Raw genomic sequence first — 18612 nt, 5'->3', positions numbered from 1 at the left:
GGCGCCGGATCAGGCGCCGGGGACTGCGGGTCGTCTTTCGGCCGCCGGTCGAGTGTGGCTGGTCGCGCAGTTCCCCGCGCCCCTGACGGGGCCGGGGCGGCCCGCACCGGCAAGGCGCCCCGAGACTTCCGTACGGCCGGGTCCTCCCCCGTAGATCCGGCCGTACGGGACACAACCGAACAGCTTCAGAACCCCGAGTGGCCAGGTCCTCCCCCTATAGACCTGGCCACTCGGTCTTTGTCGTGCCGGGCGCGCGGTCTTGCCTTGACGTCGGCGTCAACGCATACCGTCCTCGTATGCGCATCGGGGAGCTGGCGGAGCGGGCCGGGACGACGACGCGGGCCTTGCGGTACTACGAGGCGCGGGGGCTGTTGCCCGCGCGGCGCGCAGGGAACGGGTACCGGACGTACGACGAGGCGGATCTGAAGCTGTTGCGGCAGATCCGGACGCTGCAGGACTTCGGGTTCGACCTGGAGGAGACGCGGCCGTTCGTGGAGTGTCTGCGGGCGGGGCACCCGGAGGGCGACTCGTGCCCGGCGTCGCTGGCGGTGTACCGGCGGAAGCTGGACGAACTCGACGCGCTGATCGGTGAGTTGGCGGCGGTGCGGGCCTCGGTCGGTGAGCAGTTGGCGCGGGCCGAGCGGGCGCGGGAGCGGCTGGCGGCCGAGGCGGAGGTTCCGGGGGGTCCGGAGCCGGAGTGCGAACTCGGAGCGGGAGGCGGGGCGCTGTGATCAGGGCGGCGGGTGTCGCGGAAGTGACGGACGCGGACTTCGAGGCGGAGGTGATCGGGGCGGAACTGCCGGTGCTGGTGGAGTTCACGGCCGACTGGTGTCCGCCGTGCCGGCAGATGGGGCCGGTGCTGAGCGCGCTCGCGGCGGAGGAGGGGGAGCGGCTGAAGGTGGTGCAGCTGGACGTGGACACCAATCCGGAGACCACCCGGGCGTACAAGGTGCTGTCGATGCCGACGTTCCTGGTGTTCAAGGGCGGCGAGCCGCTGAAGGCCATGGTCGGCGCGCGGCCGAAGCGCCGGCTGCTGGCGGAACTTGACGACGTGCTCTGACATCGGTAAGAGAAGAAAAACCCCCGAGCGTAATTGCGCTCGGGGGTTTTTCTTGCGTATATTTAATAGTTCGCGACTTCGAGGGAATGGAGTCGCAAAGAAGTTCAGTGAGCACAGTATATCCGGGCGGGAGTGGAATTGTCAAACACCGGCTTTTCGCATGATTCACACGATGAATTGCGGCGCGAGCAGGAATTCATCGACGGGCTGTACGCCCGCGTGGACGCCCTGCGCGGTGAGACGGAGGGCTCCCTCACGGACGCGCTCGCCCAGGGCAACACACCCATGCAGGCCCGTCTGGAGCGGGACATCCTGGTCGCCGAGCGCTCGGGGCTGCTGGCCGCGCTGAACGCCGTCGACGGGTCGCTCTGCTTCGGCCGGCTCGACCTCGCCGACGGGGCCGTCCACCACATCGGCCGCATCGGGCTGCGCGAGGACGACACCGAGCGCACCCCGATCCTGATCGACTGGCGCGCCGATGTCGCCCGCCCCTTCTACCTCGCCACCGGCCACACCCCGATGGGGCTGCGCCGCCGCCGGCACCTCACCACCGAGGGCCGCAGGGTCACCGCCCTGCACGACGAGATCCTCGACCTCGGCGACGCGACCCGCACCGGGTACGAGGACCCGACCGGTGACGCCGTCCTGCTGGCCGCCCTCAACTCCGCCCGCACGGGGCGCATGGGCGACATCGTGCAGACCATCCAGGCCGAGCAGGACCGCATCATCCGCGCCCCGCACCAGGGGGTGATGGTCGTGGAGGGCGGCCCCGGCACCGGCAAGACCGCCGTCGCCCTGCACCGCGCCGCGTACCTCCTCTACGAGCAGCGCGAACTGCTCGCCAAACGCGCCGTCCTCGTCGTCGGACCCAACCCGGCCTTCCTCGGCTACATCGGCGAGGTGCTGCCGTCGCTGGGCGAGACCGGTGTGCTGCTGTCCACGGTCGGCGAACTGTTCCCCGGCGTACGGGCCACCGCCACCGACACCCCGGAGGCCGCACGGGTGAAGGGGAGCGCCGCCATGGCCGACGTCCTCGCGGCCGTCGTACGGGACCGGCAGGCGCTGCCCGACCCGGTGCTCGCCATCGAGCACGACCGGGAGATCCTCATGCTCGACGACGACCTCGCACGGGTCGCCCGCGAGCGCACCCGCGAGGCGAAGCTCCCGCACAACGTGGCCCGCGAGCACTTCGAGGGCTACATCCTCAACACCCTCACCGAGATGGTCGCCGAACGCATCGGCACCGACCCCTACGACGGCTCCAACCTCCTCGACGCCAGTGACATCACCCAGATCCGCGACGAGTTGGCCGAGAACCCCGAGGTCTGGCGGGCCATCGACCAGCTCTGGCCCCGGATCACCCCGCGCCGGCTGATCGCCGACTTCCTCGCCGAGCCGGACGCGTATCTGCCGAAGGAGGAGGCCGACGCCGTACGCCGTCCCGTCACGCGCGCGTGGACCGTCGCCGACGTGCCGCTGCTCGACGAGGCGGCCGAGCTGCTGGGCGAGGACGACCGCCTGGCCCGCGCCCGTGCCGAGCTTGAGCGGGAGACCCAGATCGCCTACGCGCAGGGCGTGCTGGAGGTGTCCTACGCCTCCCGGACGTACGAGTTCGAGGACAGGGAGGACATCGATCCGGACGGCGACGGTTCGGAGGTGCTGTCCGCCCACGACATCATCGACGCCGAACGGTTCGCCGAGCGGCACGAGGAGGACGACCACCGCAGCGCCGCCGAGCGGGCGGCGGCCGACCGGACCTGGGCGTTCGGGCACATCATCGTCGACGAGGCGCAGGAGCTGTCGCCGATGGCCTGGCGGCTGCTGATGCGCCGCTCGCCGACCCGCTCCATGACCCTGGTCGGCGATCCCGCCCAGACGGCCGAGGCCGCGGGCGTCGGCTCCTGGGCCGACATCCTCGCCCCGTACGTCCAGGATCGCTGGGAGCACACCCGGCTCGGCGTCAACTACCGCACCCCCGCCGAGATCATGGCGGTCGCGGCCGGTGTCGTCCGCGCCGAGCGGCCGGACTTCGAACCGCCGAGCTCCGTACGGTCCACCGGCGTACGGCCCTGGGCGCGCCGCGCGGCGAGGGGCGAGCTGTCCGCCGAGGTGGCCAGGGCGGTCGCCGAACTCACGCCCGCCGAAGGGCGCCTCGCCGTGATCGCGCCGCGTGAGCTGCACCGGACCCTGGCCACCCGGCTGGACGACGTGACGGCGGGCGCGGAGCCCGACCTGACCCGGACCGTCGTCCTCCTCGACCCCCGGCAGGCCAAGGGCCTGGAGTTCGACTCCGTCCTCGTCGTCGAACCCGGGAGGTTCGGCACCAGCGATCTGTACGTGGCGCTGACACGTGCGACACAGGCGCTCGGTGTCGTGCACGCGGAACAACTGCCGAAGGCGCTGGAGAAGTTGCCGGCCTTGGCTTGAAGTGGGCGGGGGTGCCGGCTGCCGGGTACCGGGCAGGCAGCACCCCCGCCACCGTCACCACAGGTGCATCGGGGATCACCAACCCGTAACAGTTGGCGTCATCGTCACTGCTCGTACATGGTTCATGCGGTATGCGTGTCGGCATGGAAACACATCCGTTCGCGGCAGCTCCGGCCGGCGGCCCCGGCCTGGAATCGCTGGCCGTGGAGCCGTTGCTGACCTCGGAGTTCGACCGGGATCCGGGCAGTGTCTACGCGCGACTGCGGAGCACGTACGGCCCTGTGGCACCGGTGGGGCTGATGGGAGTGCCGGCGTGGCTGGTTCTCGACTACCGCGAGGTGCTGGAGGTCCTGCGCAACGAGAGCGTGTGGCGGCGCGACGTACGCCACTGGCGGGCGCGCGCGGAGGGACGGCTGCCGCCGGACTGGCCGCTGCTCGCCGGGTACGAGGTCCGGCAGACCATGTTCTTCGACGACGAGGAGCACCGGCACGCACGGCAGAGCTACCACTCGGCGATGCGGCCCTTCCAGGACGGGCACTCGCCCGAGGGCTGGGAGCTGCGGGCGGCCGTCGCGCGCTACGCCGACGAACTGATCGCCTTGCTCGCCGCCGAGTCCGGGACCACCGGCTTCGCCGACCTCGCGGCTCAGTACACCCGGCCGTTGCTGCTCATGGTGACGACCAAGCTGTTCGGGTGTCCCGTCGAACTCGGCGACGAGATGGTCATGGACCTGTGGCGGATGCTGGACGGCGGGCCGGACGCGGGGCCGGCGACCGGGCGGGCGCTGGGGGCGATGACCCGGCTGGCCGCGCACCGGCGGTCCCGCCCCGGGGAGGACCTGACCTCCTACATGCTGCTGTCCGATCCGTCGCTCAGCGACGAGCAGCTCGGCCGTGAGCTGTTCATGAACGCGGTCTACCTCAACGACATCACCGGGAACATGGTCTGCAACACGCTGCTGGAGGTGCTGCGGGGGAACGCGACCGTGCGGCGGAGCCTGTCCAACGGGCAGCTCGGGGAGACCGTGAACCGGGCCGCGCTGGTGAATCCGCCGACGGCCAATCTGTGCTTCCGGTTCGCGGCGCGTGATGTGCGGCTCGGGAACTTCCTGATCCGGGCCGGGGACATCGTGTCGCCGTCCGTCGCCGCCGCGCACCGGGATCTGCTGAGCATCGGGTCCTCGCACCTCGTCGACTCCGCCGTCAGTACGCGGGCGCATCTGGCGTGGGGGGCCGGCCCGCATCAGTGTCCCAGTGCCGCGCGGGAGTTGGCGGGGACGATCGTCACGACCGCGGTGGGGAGGATCTTCGAGCACTTCGGCCGGGCGGAGCTGACGCTGCCGCCGGATCAGTTGCCGTGGCGGTCGGGGCCTGTGGTTCGGGGGTTGAAGTTGTTGCCGGTGCGTTATGAGTTGGCGGCGCACAGTTCGGTGCGGGGGATGGGGGAGCGGCGGGGTGATGGGCCGGTGCCGCCGGTCGCGCCGGTGGAGGCTGCTGTCGAGCCGGGGGTGGATCGGGCGGGTGGCCGGGGGTTGTTGGGGGCGTTGCGGCGGATGATGCCGGGTGGGAGGAGAGGCGGCTGACACCTGTCAGCCAAGGGTGTAGCCCCCGCCGCCCCTACCCGTCCCATCCCAGGGGCTGCGCCCCTGGGACCCCCTCTCGCGCTCCGCGCGGGGTGGGTGGGTACGTGTCGGTCCGGTGGGGGCTGGTCGCGCAGTTCCCCGCGCCCCTAAGAGCTCCAGGCCCTGCGGGCCTGGAAAAAGCCGGGGCGCAGCCCCGCTTTTTCCAGGAGCGCGGGGAACTGCGCGACCAGCCCCCCACCGGACCCGCACCCGAACAACGCACCCTGGGGGTCGAAGGGGTGCAGGCCCCTGGGATGGGACGGGTAGGGGCGGCGGGGGCGAGGGAGGTCAGGCCGGGCGGAGCCAGAGGGTGGTCAGGGGCGGGAGCGTGACACGGATGCTGGCGGGCCGACCGTGCCAGGGGTGGGGCTCCGGCTTCACCGGGTCCGACGCCGTGACATCCGTCCCGCCGTACACACCCGCGTCCGTGTTGAGCAGCTCGCGCCACGCCGAGACATCGTCCGGCACCCCGAGGCGGTAGTCCTCGCGCACCACCGGCGAGAAGTTGGAGACCGCCAGCAACGGACTCCCGTCCTCGGCGAACCGCAGGAACGCGAGGACGTTGTCGTCCGCCGAGTCCCCCGTGATCCAGGAGAAGCCCGCCGGCCGGGTGTCCTGCTCCCAGAGCGCGGGGGTGCGCCGGTACACGGCGTTGAGATCACGGACGAGGTCCCGCACCCCCCGGTGGTCCGCCTCCGCGCCGTACGCGGGATCGAGCAGCCACCAGTCCGGCCCGTGCGCCTCCGACCACTCCGCGCCCTGGGCGAACTCCTGCCCCATGAAGAGGAGTTGCTTGCCGGGGTGGGCCCACATGAAGCCCAGGTACGCGCGGTGGTTGGCGCGCTGCTGCCACCAGTCGCCCGGCATCTTCGACACCAGTGAGCCCTTGCCGTGCACGACCTCGTCGTGCGAGATGGGCAGGACGTAGTTCTCGCTGTACGCGTACACCATCGAGAAGGTCATCTCGTGGTGGTGGTGCTTGCGGTGGATCGGGTCCTTGGCCATGTAGTCCAGGGAGTCGTGCATCCAGCCCATGTTCCACTTCAGGCCGAAGCCGAGCCCTCCGAAGCCGCCCGGACCCGTGTGGTGGGTGGCACGCGTGACCCCGTCCCAGGCCGTGGACTCCTCGGCGATCGTCACGACACCCGGCACCCGCCGGTACACGGTCGCGTTCATCTCCTGGAGGAAGGCGACCGCGTCCAGGTTCTCCCGGCCGCCGTGCTCGTTCGGCGTCCACTGACCCGGCTCGCGCGAATAGTCGAGGTACAGCATCGACGCGACGGCATCCACTCGGAGCCCGTCGATGTGGTACTCCTCGCACCAGTGGACGGCGTTCGCCACCAGGAAGTTGCGCACCTCGCGGCGGCCGTAGTCGAACTCCAGCGTCCCCCAGTCGGGGTGCGCCGCCCGCGCCGGGTCCCCGTGCTCGTACAGCGGACGTCCGTCGAACTCCGCCAACGCCCAGTCGTCGCGCGGGAAATGGGCCGGCACCCAGTCCATCAGCACCCCGATCCCGGCCCGGTGCAGGGCATCCACCAGGTACTTGAAGTCGTCCGGGGTGCCGAGGCGGGCCGTCGGGGCGTAGAAGCCGGTGACCTGGTAGCCCCAGGAACCGCCGAAGGGATGCTCGGCGACCGGCAGCAGTTCGACGTGCGTGAAGCCGAGGTCGGAGACGTACGCCGGGAGCTGTTCGGCGAGTTGACGGTACGTCAGTCCGGGTCGCCAGGACGGCAGATGGACCTCGTAGACCGAGAACGGCGCCTCGTGCGCGGGGGTCTCGGCACGCTTCGCCAGCCACTCCTCGTCGCCCCACTCGTAGTGCGAGGCGTACACGACGGACGACGTGGCGGGCGGGACCTCCGTACGGCGGGCCAGCGGGTCGGCCCTGAGCGTCCGGGAACCGTCCGGCCGGGTGATCTCGAACTTGTACAGCTCACCCTCGCCGATCCCGGGCACGAACAGCTCCCACACGCCCGAGGAGCCGAGCGCACGCATCGGGAAGCCCGAGCCGTCCCAGAAGTTGAAGGTGCCGGCCACGCGTACCCCGCGCGCGTTCGGGGCCCACACGGTGAAGCGGGTGCCGGTGACGCCCTGATGGGTCATCGGCTCGGCACCGAGCGCGCGCCACAGCTGCTCGTGCCGGCCCTCACCGATGAGATACAGGTCCAGCTCACCGATCGCGGGCAGGAAACGGTACGCGTCCTCGGTCTCCTGCTCCGTCCCCTCGTACGACACGAGCAGCCGGTACGCCTCCGGGACCTCCCGCAGTGGCAGCAGCGCCGAGAAGAAGCCGCCTCCGTCGTCGTGCAGCTCCGCCCGCAGCGACCCCACGACCACGCACACGCCGAGGGCGTACGGCCGGAACGCCCGGAACACGACACCACCGGGCGCGGGATGGGCTCCGAGCACGGCGTGCGGCTCATGGTGCGTACCGGCCAGCAGCCGCTCCCGGTCACCGCCGTCCATCGCGGGGGAGAAGGCGGGCTGGGCGAGGGGGGCCCCGGGGGCCTCGCCGCCGACCGGTGCGGCAACCGTGCCTCCGTCGCCTCCGTCGCCTCCGTCGACTCCGTCGGCCTCGCCGAGCACCGGCTCGGCGGTGGCCTGCCTCGGGACCAGCGGATCGGCTCCGCCCGGCTCGGAGGTGGCCTGGTGGGGAACGGTCGCCCCGGGGGGAGTGGCCGACCCGGCCAGCACCGACACGGCAGCGGACGGCTCGACCACGGCCGACTCGGGAGCGGCGGCCACGGCCTTCCTCGCGCCCGCCGCCTTCGCGACCGCCTTCTTGGCGGTGGTCTTCTTCGTGGCCGGCTTCTTGGCCACGGCTTTCTTGGTGGCTGCCTTTTTGGCTACGGCCTTCCTGGCGACGTCTTCGGCGGCCACGGCTCCCGCGGCAACATCACCGGCGGTGGCGGTGCCGACGGGGGCGGCTTTGCCGGCCGTGGTGGTCTTGGCGGTGGTCTTCTTCGCGACCGGCTTCTTGGCCACGGCCTTCTTGGTGGCGGTCTTCTTCGCGGCCGGAGCTTTCTTCGCCACGGCCTTCTTCGCGGCCGGGGCCTTTTTCGCCACCGCCTGCTTGGCCGGCGCCTCCGTGGCTGCGGCGGTCGTGGTGGCGGCCTCCGCGGCCGCGACCGCGTCCTCCGCCGTTTTCTTCGCCGCCGTCTTCGTCGCGGTCTTCGTCGCCGTCTTCTTCGCCGCCGCTTTCTTGGCCGTCGTCTTCGTCGCCGTCGCCTTCTTGGCGACGGTCTTCGCCGCCGCTGCCGTCTTCTTCGCGGCCGTCTTCTTCGTCGTCGTGGCCGTCTTCTTCGCGGCGGTCTTCTTCACCGGGGCCGGTACCTCGGCCCCGGCGGCGGGGGGCTGCGTGCTGTCGTCGGACGGCGGGCGGGGAGTCACAGGGACGGTCTCCTCGGGAGGGGTGGTGTCAGGGGGTGGTGTCGGTGCAGGGGTCCGTAGCCAGGCGGCGGACCGCGGCCAGGGGTACCGGGAGCCAGTCGGGACGGTGGCGGGCCTCGTAGAGGACCTCGTACACGGCCTTGTCGGTCTCGTACGCGCGCAGCAGCACGGGATCGGTCCGCGGATCGACCCCGGCGACCTCCGCGTACCCGGAGCAGTACGCGGCCCGGCAGGCGGTCGCCCAGTCGGCGGCCGGGGGCTGCAGGGAGTGCGCCGCGTAGTCGAAGGAGCGGAGTATGCCGGCGATGTCGCGGGCGACGGGCTGCGGCATCCGCCGCTCGGCCAGCGGCTTCGACGGCTCACCCTCGAAATCTATGAGCGACCACTCCCCGGACGGCGCACGCAGACACTGCCCGAGGTGCAGGTCGCCATGGATGCGCTGCGCCGTCCACGTGTGCCCCTCCGCGGCCAGGTCGGCCAGCGCCGCGAAGGCCGTGCGCAGACCGGGCGCGTACGGCCGCAGCGCGGGGACGGCCTGCGCGGCGGCCTCCAGTCGCTCGGTCATCCCCTCGACCAGCGCCTCCAGTTGGGCCCGGCCCAGGGTGACGGTGGGCAGGGCGCTGGTCAGCGCGGTGTGCACCTCGGCGGTGGCCCGCCCCAGCGCCCGTGCCTCGGCGGTGAAGTCCTCGCCCTTGGACAGCATGCTCAGCGCCAGTTCCCAGCCGTCCGCCGCCCCGTGCAGGAACGGTTGCAGGACGCCCAGGACATGATGGCCGTCGGGGTCGCCGGAGCGGCCCAGGTCCGCCACCATCCAGGCCACCGGGGCCGGTACCCGGGGGCAGCCCTCCTGGGAGAGGGCCAGCGGCAGTTCGAGGTCGGGGTTGTCCCCGGGCACGACCCGGCGGAACAGCTTCAGGATGAACGTATCGCCGTAGACGAGCGAGGAATTGGACTGCTCGGCGGTGGCCAGACGCGGCACCAGGCCCTCGGGGATGTCATGGCGCGTGTCCCGTCCGCAGCGCAGCTCGCCGACGCGGGCCTGGGTGCGCAGCGCCTCCAGGAGGACATCGGCGAGACGGGGGTCGTGCAGCGCCTCGTACACCGTCCGGCCCGCCAGTGGCCCCTCCGTCACATGCCCGATCAGCGCGGGCGCCAGCCGGGGCGGCAGTGTCTTGCGTACGCCGAGCAGCAGTTGGTAGCAGTCACCGGGGTGCGTCGCGGCTCCCTGGGACGGCACCAGCGGCTGATGCGCGCGGACGAGGAGATGCAGCAGCCCCGCCTTGGACCCGCCGGACCCGCCTGCCGCAGGGGTGCCCACCGGCAGCAGTTCCGTCGCCGCCACCAGGCTGAACCCGGTGACCGGTCGCCCTTTCCCCGCGAACCAGCGCTGCCGCGGCAGCCACTCGCGCAGCAGGGGCTCCAGGGAGGTGAGCAGCCCGGCTGTCGGTTCTGTGGGGGACGGTGGCGCGGGACTTGTCGCGGTGGAGTGCGAAGCGGCTTCCGACATGGAATCGCGTCCTTTCCCCGGGGGCGGGGTGTTCCTGTCTGCGTGCCCCGGGCGGGCCGGGGGAAACCGGCCCGCCCGGGGTTCCGGTCGGGTTTACACGGCGTCTTTCCGTAGCCGGAACCAGTAGAAGCCGTGGCCCGCGAGGGTGAGGAGGTAGGGCAGTTCACCGATGGCGGGGAAGCGGACTCCGCCGATGAGTTCGACGGGGTGGCGTCCTTCGTAGGCGCGCAGATCGAGCTCGGTGGGCTGGGCGAAGCGGGAGAAGTTGTTCACGCACAGCACCAGGTCGTCCTTGTACTCGCGGAGGTAGGCGAGCACGGAGGGGTTGGAGGAGGGCAGTTCGGTGTAGGTGCCCAGGCCGAACGCGGGGTTCTGTTTGCGGATCTCGATCATCCGGCGGGTCCAGTGCAGCAGGGACGACGGTGAGGACATGGACGCCTCGACGTTGGTGACCTGGTAGCCGTAGACCGGGTCCATGATCGTCGGCAGGTAGAGGCGGCCGGGGTCGCTGGAGGAGAAGCCGGCGTTGCGGTCGGGGGTCCACTGCATGGGGGTGCGGACGGCGTCGCGGTCGCCGAGCCAGATGTTGTCGCCCATGCCGATCTCGTCGCCGTAGTAGAGGATCGGCGAGCCGGGCAGGGACAGCAGGAGCGCGGTGAAGAGTTCGATCTGGTTGCGGTCGTTGTCCAGGAGGGGGGCGAGGCGGCGGCGGATGCCGATGTTGGCGCGCATGCGGGGGTCTTTGGCGTATTCGGCCCACATGTAGTCGCGTTCCTCGTCGGTGACCATTTCGAGGGTGAGCTCGTCGTGGTTCCGCAGGAAGATGCCCCACTGGCAGTTCGAGGGGATGGCGGGGGTCTTGGCGAGGATTTCCGAGACCGGGTAGCGCGATTCGCGTCGTACGGCCATGAAGATGCGGGGCATGACGGGGAAGTGGAACGCCATGTGGCATTCGTCGCCGCCGCTGGCGAAGTCACCGAAGTAGTCGACGACGTCCTCGGGCCACTGGTTCGCCTCCGCGAGGATGACCGTGTCGGGGTAGTGCGCGTCGATCTCCTTCCGCACCCGCTTGAGGAAGTCATGGGTTGCGGGAAGGTTTTCGCAGTTGGTGCCCTCCTGCTGGTACAGGTACGGCACCGCGTCCAGCCGGAACCCGTCGATGCCCAGGTCCAGCCAGAACCTCAGCGCCGAGATCATCTCCTCCTGCACGGCCGGGTTCTCGTAGTTGAGGTCGGGCTGGTGGGAGAAGAAGCGGTGCCAGAAGTACTGCTTGCGGACGGGGTCGAAGGTCCAGTTGGAGGCTTCGGTGTCCACGAAGATGATGCGGGCGCCGGGGAACTGTTTGTCGTCGTCGGCCCAGACGTAGTAGTCGCCGTAGGGTCCGTCGGGGTCCTTCCTCGATTCCTGGAACCACGGGTGCTGGTCGCTGGTGTGGTTCATGACGAAGTCGATGATGACGCGCATGCCGCGCTGGTGGGCGGCGTCGACGAATTCCACGAAGTCGGCGAGGTCGCCGAATTCGGGGAGGACGGCGGTGTAGTCGGAGACGTCGTAACCGCCGTCGCGCAGGGGGGACTTGAAGAACGGCGGGAGCCAGATGCAGTCGATGCCCAGCCACTGCAGGTAGTCGAGTTTGGCGGTCAGACCCTTGAGGTCGCCGATGCCGTCGCCGTTGCTGTCCTGGAAGGAGCGGACGAGGACCTCGTAGAAGACGGCGCGTTTGAACCAGTCCGGGTCCCGGTCCTTCTGCGGCGTGTCCTCGAAGGTGTCCGGAACGGGCTCGTTGACGATCATTGTGTGGGTGACCCCCCGATCTGCGGGTTGGACGGTCGCAGGACGGTCAGTACGTGGGCGGGCGAGCGGCCCGGTTCCAGACGTACGTAGTTGTTCCTGCCCCAGGTGTAGACCTCGCCGGTGAGCTCGTCGCGCACCAGCACGGACTCATGCCAGTCCAGGCCGAGTCGCGGCATGTCCAACGAGACCGTGGCCTCCTGGGTGTGGTGGGGGTCGAGGTTGACCACCATCAGAACCGTGTTCGAGCCCGCCCGCTTCGAGTAGACGATCACCGCTTCCTGGTCGGCGTGGTGGAAGTGCAGATCCCGCAACTGACGCAGCGCCGGGCTCCGACGCCTGATCTCGTTGAGCTTGCCGAGCAGTGGTGCGATCGTACGTCCGTCGCGTTCGGCTGCGTCCCAGTCGCGGGGGCGGAGTTGGTATTTCTCGGAGTCGAGGTACTCCTCGCTGCCGGGTTTGAGGGGGGTGTTCTCGCAGAGTTCGTAGCCGGAGTAGACGCCCCAGGTGGGGGAGAGGGTGGCGGCGAGGACGGCGCGGAGTTCGAAGGCGGGGCGGCCGCCTTCCTGGAGGAAGGCGTGGAGGATGTCGGGGGTGTTGACGAAGAAGTTGGGCCGCATGTAGGCGGCGGCTTCGCCGGCGAGTTCGCGGGCGTAGTCGGTGAGCTCGGCTTTGGTGTTGCGCCAGGTGAAGTAGGTGTAGGACTGCTGGAAGCCGGTGGCGGCCAGGGTGTGCATCATCGCGGGGCGGGTGAAGGCCTCGGCCAGGAAGATGACGTCGGGGTCGGTGGCGTTGATCCGGGCGATGACCTGTTCCCAGAAGACGACCGGTTTGGTGTGGGGGTTGTCGACGCGGAAGATGCGTACCCCGTGGTCCATCCAGTGCCGCAGGATCCGGACGGTCTCGGTGATCAGTCCGGGCATGTCGGCGTCGAAGGCGATGGGGTAGATGTCCTGGTACTTCTTGGGCGGGTTCTCGGCGTAGGCGATGGTGCCGTCGGGGCGGTGGTGGAACCACTCGGGGTGTTTGTGGACCCAGGGGTGGTCGGGGGAGCACTGCAGGGCGAAGTCCAGGGCGATCTCCATGCCCAGGGCCCGGGCTTCGGCGACGAAGAAGTCGAAGTCGTCGAGGGTGCCGAGGCCGGGGTGGACGGTGTCGTGGCCGCCTTCGGGGGAGCCGATGGCCCAGGGCACGCCGACGTCGTCGGGGGTGGGGGAGAGGGTGTTGTTGCGGCCCTTGCGGAACGTGGTCCCGATGGGGTGGATGGGGGGCAGGTAGACGACGTCGAAGCCCATGGCGGCGATGGCGGGCAGGCGCCTTGCCGCGGTGCGGAAGGTTCCGTGGGGCTGCTCGGGGGTGCCCTCGGAGCGGGGGAAGAACTCGTACCAGGAGCCGAACAGGGCCCGCTCGCGTTCCACCAGCAGGGGCAGCGGTTCGGAGGAGGTGACCAGTTCCCGCAAGGGATGCCGGGCCAGGACCTCGTCCACCTCCGGCGCCAACGCCGCCGCCAGCCGGGCCGCGACGGGACGGGCGGTGTCGCGGAGCGCGTCCACGGCGGCCAGGAGGGTTCCCCGACCGCTCTTGCCCTGGGGAACCCCGTCGGCGGCGCGTTCGTGGAGACGCGCGCCCTCCTCCAGCACCAGCTCGGTGTCGATGCCGGCCGGGACCTTGATGCGGGCGTGATGGCGCCAGGTGGTGACCGGGTCGCCCCAGCCCTCCACGGCGTAGGACCACAGGCCCTCGCTCGGTACGGAGACGGTGGCGCCCCAGCGGTCGGTGCCGGGGGCCAGTTCGCGCATCGGGGTCCACCCGGCCGGGCGGCCCTCCGGGTTCCGGAGCACGACATTGGCGGCCACCGCGTCGTGGCCCTCCCGGATGACCACGGCCGAGACCTCGAAGGCCTCGCCCACGACGGCCTTCGCCGGTCGGCGGCCGTGGTGGACGGTCGGCCGCACATCGAGGACCGGTATCCGTCCGACGGTGGGAGCGCCCAGAATCTCCGGGGGTGTTGGAGGCACCGAGGAGGGCGCGGGCGGGCCGGTGCGCGCCCGGCGTGCGGGGCGTGCGGCGGTGCTGTCGGGTGGGGCGGGGGTGGTACTGGTCGTCGGGGGTGCTGACGAGTGGTGCGTGGCGGGCATGACCGCTCCTGTCCGCGTCAACGTGGGTGGGCGGATGAGGGTGTGGGGAGGTGGGGCCAGCGGGACGTACCGGTGGAGCCTTCCCACACAGTGCGGGTGGGCATTCCGGCACTTTGTTAACTACTCACGCGTATGTCTACACACAAGACCGGCCTCGTCCGAAGGGGTCGAGGCCGGTCACTCTAGTCGCTCTCGGTAAAGAGCCGTTCACCTGTGGTGTTACGGGCTCCTACATGTGGTCGACGAGAAGAAGCCTGTTCGGGGAACCCGGATATCTGTCCTTGACCTTGCCCGAAACCGCACGCTTGACCAACGCCTTGGCCACCTCCGCCGGAGCGGCCCGTGGACGGTCGGCCAGATACAGGGCCGCCGCGCCCGCGGCGTGCGGCGCGGCCATGGACGTACCGGAGTGGGTCGCCCGCGCGGTGTCGCTCCGGTGCGAGGCGGAGGTGATCGACCGGCCGGGCGCGAACAGGTCGAGGCTCGGGCCCCAGTTCGAGAAGTCGGCGCGGACGTCCTTCCGGTCGGTGGCGCCGACCGTGATCGCCTGCTTGACACGGGCGGGCGAGTAGAGGCCCGCGGCCTGTCCGTCGTTGCCCGCGGCCACCGTGTAGGTGACCCCGGAGGCGATGGAGTTGCGCACGGCCTCGTCGAGTTGGGTGTTGCCGAGACCGGCGAGGCTCATATTGGCCACGGCCGGCTTCCTCGCGTGCTCGGTGACCCAGTCGACACCCGCGATGACCTGGGCGGTCGTGCCCCCGCCCGCGTTGTCGAGCACGCGGACGGCGACGACCTTGGCCTTCTTCGCGACCCCGTACGCGGTGCCGGCGACGGTGCCCGCGACATGGGTGCCGTGGCCGTTGCCGTCCTGGGCCGTGCGGTCGTTCTGCACGAAGTCCCAGCCGTTGCTCGCCCGTCCGCCGAAGTCCTTGTGGGTGATCCGTACGCCGGTGTCGATCACGTACACGGTGACGCCCCGGCCCGCCGACTCCGGCCAGGTGTAGCTCTTGTCGAGCGGCAGGCTCGGCTGGTCGACGCGGTCCAGGCCCCACGACGGCGGGTCGGGCAGGCGGCCGGTGTAGGCGACCTTCGTGTCCTGGACGACCGACGCCACCCGCGGGTCCGCCGCGAGCCGCCTCGCCTGTTCCTCACCGACCGTCACGGAGTAGCCGTTCAGCGCGCTGCCGTACATGTGGCGTATTTTCGCCCCGTACTTCGACGCTATGTCCTGTCCCGCCGTCGACGGGGCCCTCGTTCCCGGTTCGAGGGTGACGATGTAACTGCCGTTGACGGAGCCGGGGCCACCGGCGCCGTGGACGAACCCCTCCGGTGCGGCGTGCGCGGGCAGGGTGATGGCCGAAAGCACCGCGGCCGTCATCACCGCCGTGAGCCCACCCGCCCGGCGCGCACCCCTGTTTCTCGTCTCTGCCGGCTGGCGCATGTCTGAGAACCCCCTCCTCGGCCCGGCGCTCCCGCACCGGGGTCCACCGGAAGCCTCTCGTGCGGGGTGAAGCGCCACAAGGCCGCGCAGAGGGGTGGAATCAGCCAATATCACCTGTGGGGTACATGTGGACGTTGCTGACGGGTTGCGGCGAATTCAGGACTGAACGGGCCGGGGCGGACTGCCCCGCCGGGCGGCCGGGGTACGGATGCGCCGTAATTGCATACGGAGGGACGCGCCGTAGTTGCCACGGCCCCCGCGCCGCTACCGTCGGGGGGTGACGAACGGCGCACAGCGGAGTGCGTCCCCCGGCCCGTACGTCCTGGCGCGAAGGTGGAATCCTCTGTGAAGGCCATCCGCAGATTCACCGTCCGACCCGTCCTGCCCGAAGCCCTCCATCCGCTCAGCGAACTGGCGCGCAATCTGCGCTGGTCCTGGCACCCGGAGACCCGTGACCTCTTCCAGTCGGTCGATCCCGAGCGCTGGGCCGCCTCCGGCGGTGACCCTGTACGACTCCTCGGCTCCGTCTCCGTACGGCGCATGGCAGAGCTCGCCGAGGACCGGCGGTTCCTGCGCCGGCTGACCGCCGCCGCCGACGAACTGCGTGACTACGTCACCGGCGACCGCTGGTACCAGGGACAGGCGCAGCATTCAGAACTCCCCGCCGCCATCGCCTACTTCTCGCCCGAGTTCGGGATCACGGCCGCGCTGCCGCAGTACTCCGGCGGCCTCGGCATCCTCGCCGGCGACCATCTGAAGGCGGCCAGCGACCTCGGTGTCCCGCTGATCGGCGTCGGCCTGCTCTACCGGCACGGCTACTTCCGGCAGTCCCTGTCCCGGGACGGCTGGCAGCAGGAGCACTATCCGGTGCTCGACCCGAACGAACTGCCCCTGGTGCCGCTGCAGGAGGCCGACGGCACCCACGCCCGGGTCGGCCTCGCGCTCCCCGGCGGCCGCCGGCTGCACGCCCGGATCTGGGAGGCCCAGGTGGGCCGGGTGCCGCTGCTGCTCCTCGACTCGGACGTCGAGGAGAACGACCTCGGCGAACGCGGGGTCACCGACCGGCTCTACGGCGGCGGCAGCGAACACCGGCTCCTGCAGGAGATGCTGCTCGGCATAGGAGGTGTCCGGGCGGTGCGCACGTACTGCCGGCTCACCGGCCACGCCGGGCCCGAGGTCTTCCACACCAACGAGGGCCACGCCGGGTTCCTCGGCCTGGAACGCATCGCCGAACTCGGCGACGAGGGGCTCGACTTCGACGCCGGTCTGGAGGCGGTCCGCTCCGGCACCGTCTTCACCACACACACCCCCGTCCCGGCCGGCATCGACCGCTTCGACCGTGAACTGGTCGCCCGCCACTTCGGCCCCGACGCCGAACTGCCGCGCATCGACGTGGGCCGCATCCTGGGGCTCGGCATGGAGACGTACCAGGGCGGCGACCCGAACGTCTTCAACATGGCGGTGATGGGGCTCCGGCTCGCCCAGCGCGCCAACGGGGTCTCGCTGCTGCACGGACAGGTCAGCCGGGAGATGTTCTCCGGGCTGTGGCCGGGCTTCGACCCGGACGAGGTCCCGATCACCTCGGTCACCAACGGCGTGCACGCCCCGACCTGGGTGGCCCCGGAGGTCTTCCGGCTCGGCTCCCGCCAGATCGGCGCCGAACGGACCGAGGACGCCATGACCGTCGGCGGCTCCGAACGCTGGGACGCCGTGGGTGACATCCCCGACCAGGACATCTGGGACCTGCGCCGTGACCTGCGTGAACAGCTCGTCGTCGAGGTACGGCAACGCCTGTACGCCTCCTGGCGGCAGCGTGGTGCCGGCACGGCCGAACTCGGCTGGATCGAGGGTGTCCTCGACCCGGACGTCCTGACGATCGGCTTCGCCCGCCGCGTCCCTTCGTACAAGCGTCTGACGCTGATGCTGCGCGACCAGGACCGCCTCATGGAGCTGCTGCTCCACCCGGAACACCCGATCCAGATCGTGGTCGCGGGCAAGGCGCACCCGGCCGACGACGGCGGAAAGCGCCTGATCCAGGAGCTGGTGCGGTTCGCCGACGATCCGCGCGTCCGCCACCGGATCGTGTTCCTGCCCGACTACGGCATGGCGATGGCGCAGAAGCTGTACCCGGGCTGCGACGTGTGGCTGAACAACCCGCTGCGCCCGCTGGAGGCGTGCGGCACGTCCGGCATGAAGGCCGCGCTCAACGGCTGTCTCAATCTCTCCGTCCTGGACGGCTGGTGGGACGAGTGGTTCCGGCCGGACTTCGGCTGGGCGATCCCGACGGCGGACGGCACGGCGTCCGAGGAGGACCAGGACCGCCGGGACGACGTGGAGGCGGCCGCCCTCTACGACCTGCTGGAACGGCGGGTCGCCCCCCGCTTCTACGAGCGCGGGCCCGGCGGGCTGCCCGACCGCTGGATCGAGATGGTCCGCGAGACGCTCACCCACCTCGGGCCGAAGGTGCTGGCGGGGCGGATGGTCCGGGAGTACGTCGACCGCCTCTACACCCCGGCCGCCCGCGCCCACCGGTCGCTGACCCCGGACACGGCCCGCGAACTGTCCGCGTGGAAGGGACGGGTGCGGGGCGCCTGGCACCGGGTGAGCGTGGACCACGTGGAGACCTCGGCGGCCCCGCTCAGCACGGCCGCCGAGCTGGGCGCGACGCTGGTGCTGCGCGTCCGGGTCGGCCTGGGCGACCTGGGCCCGGACGACGTCGAGGTCCAGGCGGTCTCCGGGCGCGTGGACACCGACGACCGCATCACCGACGCCAGTTGCGTCCCGCTGAAGCCGGCGAGCGGCCCCGACGACGAGGGCCGCTGGGTCTACGAAGGCCCGCTCGCCCTGGACCGCACGGGCTCCTTCGGCTACACGGTCCGCATCCTGCCGACCCACCGCCTGCTGGCCTCGGCCGCCGAACTGGGGCTGGTGGTGGCGCCTTCGGAGGAACTGGGGGAGGGGGCGGGGGTGCTGATGCGGTGACCCGTGCGGGCGGGGTGCGCGCCGCTCACCTCGCCCGCTGCCCGGCGGCGAAGCGACTGAAATCGTGTCGCTGAGGCCGAGGGCAGCTGGTTACGGTCGGTAGGGGACGCCGGCCGATCACAGACTGTCTTCAATGGATGCTTGGCGAAATCTCGCGCTCACGGCGTTCCTGCCCCATGCGGGTTGTTGAAGATCAACGAGCCTGCTCGAGTGGTAGGTGTCTGTCCATTGGTTGCCGGATGAGTGTTTGCTCG

General features: G+C 70.8%; 10 protein-coding genes. 5 read left to right on the top strand and 5 right to left on the bottom strand.

What is annotated here, in order from left to right; translation table 11 throughout:
• The first annotated feature begins 296 nt into the window (after positions 1-296).
• From ACZ9QC_RS12255 to ACZ9QC_RS12240, 4 genes are all read left to right on the top strand, one after another.
• Positions 297-731 (top strand): MerR family transcriptional regulator, encoded by a 435-nt coding sequence (locus tag ACZ9QC_RS12255; protein ID WP_467313349.1) that lies wholly within the window; start codon positions 297-299, stop codon positions 729-731.
• Positions 728-1060, top strand: a complete 333-nt coding sequence (locus ACZ9QC_RS12250; RefSeq protein ID WP_184899556.1) for a thioredoxin domain-containing protein — start codon at positions 728-730, stop codon at positions 1058-1060. The genes ACZ9QC_RS12255 and ACZ9QC_RS12250 overlap by 4 nt, the downstream gene beginning before the upstream one ends.
• A gap of 177 nt (positions 1061-1237) precedes the next feature.
• On the top strand, positions 1238-3487 hold the full coding sequence (locus ACZ9QC_RS12245) for a HelD family protein (RefSeq protein ID WP_472920182.1): 2250 nt from the start codon (positions 1238-1240) through the stop codon (positions 3485-3487).
• 143 nt (positions 3488-3630) lie between these two features.
• The gene (locus ACZ9QC_RS12240; RefSeq protein WP_472920181.1) at positions 3631-5070 is read left to right on the top strand and encodes a cytochrome P450 family protein; all 1440 of its coding nucleotides are present in this window, start codon (positions 3631-3633) and stop codon (positions 5068-5070) included.
• Between the two features lie 327 nt (positions 5071-5397).
• On the opposite strand, the gene glgB is transcribed toward ACZ9QC_RS12240, so the two are convergent.
• The 5 genes from glgB to ACZ9QC_RS12215 form a co-directional block, all read right to left on the bottom strand.
• Positions 5398-8499, bottom strand: coding sequence for a 1,4-alpha-glucan branching enzyme (gene glgB / locus ACZ9QC_RS12235; RefSeq protein ID WP_472920180.1), 3102 nt, complete (start codon positions 8497-8499; stop codon positions 5398-5400).
• A gap of 28 nt (positions 8500-8527) precedes the next feature.
• A complete protein-coding gene (locus tag ACZ9QC_RS12230) occupies positions 8528-10006 on the bottom strand; it encodes a maltokinase N-terminal cap-like domain-containing protein (RefSeq protein WP_472920179.1) in 1479 nt (492 codons plus the stop codon).
• Positions 10007-10099: 93 nt separating this feature from the next.
• Positions 10100-11800: a maltose alpha-D-glucosyltransferase gene (gene treS, locus ACZ9QC_RS12225; protein ID WP_472920178.1), complete on the bottom strand. Its 1701-nt coding sequence runs from the start codon at positions 11798-11800 to the stop codon at positions 10100-10102.
• Positions 11797-13935 (bottom strand): alpha-1,4-glucan--maltose-1-phosphate maltosyltransferase, encoded by a 2139-nt coding sequence (locus tag ACZ9QC_RS12220; protein ID WP_472920177.1) that lies wholly within the window; start codon positions 13933-13935, stop codon positions 11797-11799. Before ACZ9QC_RS12220 ends, treS begins: the two co-directional genes overlap by 4 nt.
• A 229-nt stretch (positions 13936-14164) precedes the next feature.
• On the bottom strand, positions 14165-15376 hold the full coding sequence (locus tag ACZ9QC_RS12215; protein WP_472920176.1) for a S8 family peptidase: 1212 nt from the start codon (positions 15374-15376) through the stop codon (positions 14165-14167).
• Between the two features lie 345 nt (positions 15377-15721).
• On the opposite strand from ACZ9QC_RS12215, the gene ACZ9QC_RS12210 reads away from it, so the two are divergent.
• The gene (locus ACZ9QC_RS12210; protein ID WP_472920175.1) at positions 15722-18358 is read left to right on the top strand and encodes a glycosyltransferase family 1 protein; all 2637 of its coding nucleotides are present in this window, start codon (positions 15722-15724) and stop codon (positions 18356-18358) included.
• The last annotated feature ends 254 nt before the right edge of the window (positions 18359-18612 follow it).

The sequence above is a fragment of the Streptomyces sp. HUAS MS02 genome, assembly GCF_055702265.1.
Note: the sequence above shows the minus strand (reverse complement) of the source record. Positions and strands in the feature narration are given on the sequence as shown.

Excerpts from the sequence above, each read along its gene's own strand:
- ACZ9QC_RS12215 (WP_472920176.1), bottom strand. The coding sequence starts at position 15,376 with ATGCGCCAGCCGGCAGAGACGAGAAACAGGGGTGCGCGCCGGGCGGGT.
- ACZ9QC_RS12255 (WP_467313349.1), top strand. The coding sequence starts at position 297 with ATGCGCATCGGGGAGCTGGCGGAGCGGGCCGGGACGACGACGCGGGCC.
- ACZ9QC_RS12220 (WP_472920177.1), bottom strand. The coding sequence starts at position 13,935 with ATGCCCGCCACGCACCACTCGTCAGCACCCCCGACGACCAGTACCACC.
- ACZ9QC_RS12230 (WP_472920179.1), bottom strand. The coding sequence starts at position 10,006 with ATGTCGGAAGCCGCTTCGCACTCCACCGCGACAAGTCCCGCGCCACCG.
- treS (WP_472920178.1), bottom strand. The coding sequence starts at position 11,800 with ATGATCGTCAACGAGCCCGTTCCGGACACCTTCGAGGACACGCCGCAG.
- ACZ9QC_RS12240 (WP_472920181.1), top strand. The coding sequence starts at position 3,631 with ATGGAAACACATCCGTTCGCGGCAGCTCCGGCCGGCGGCCCCGGCCTG.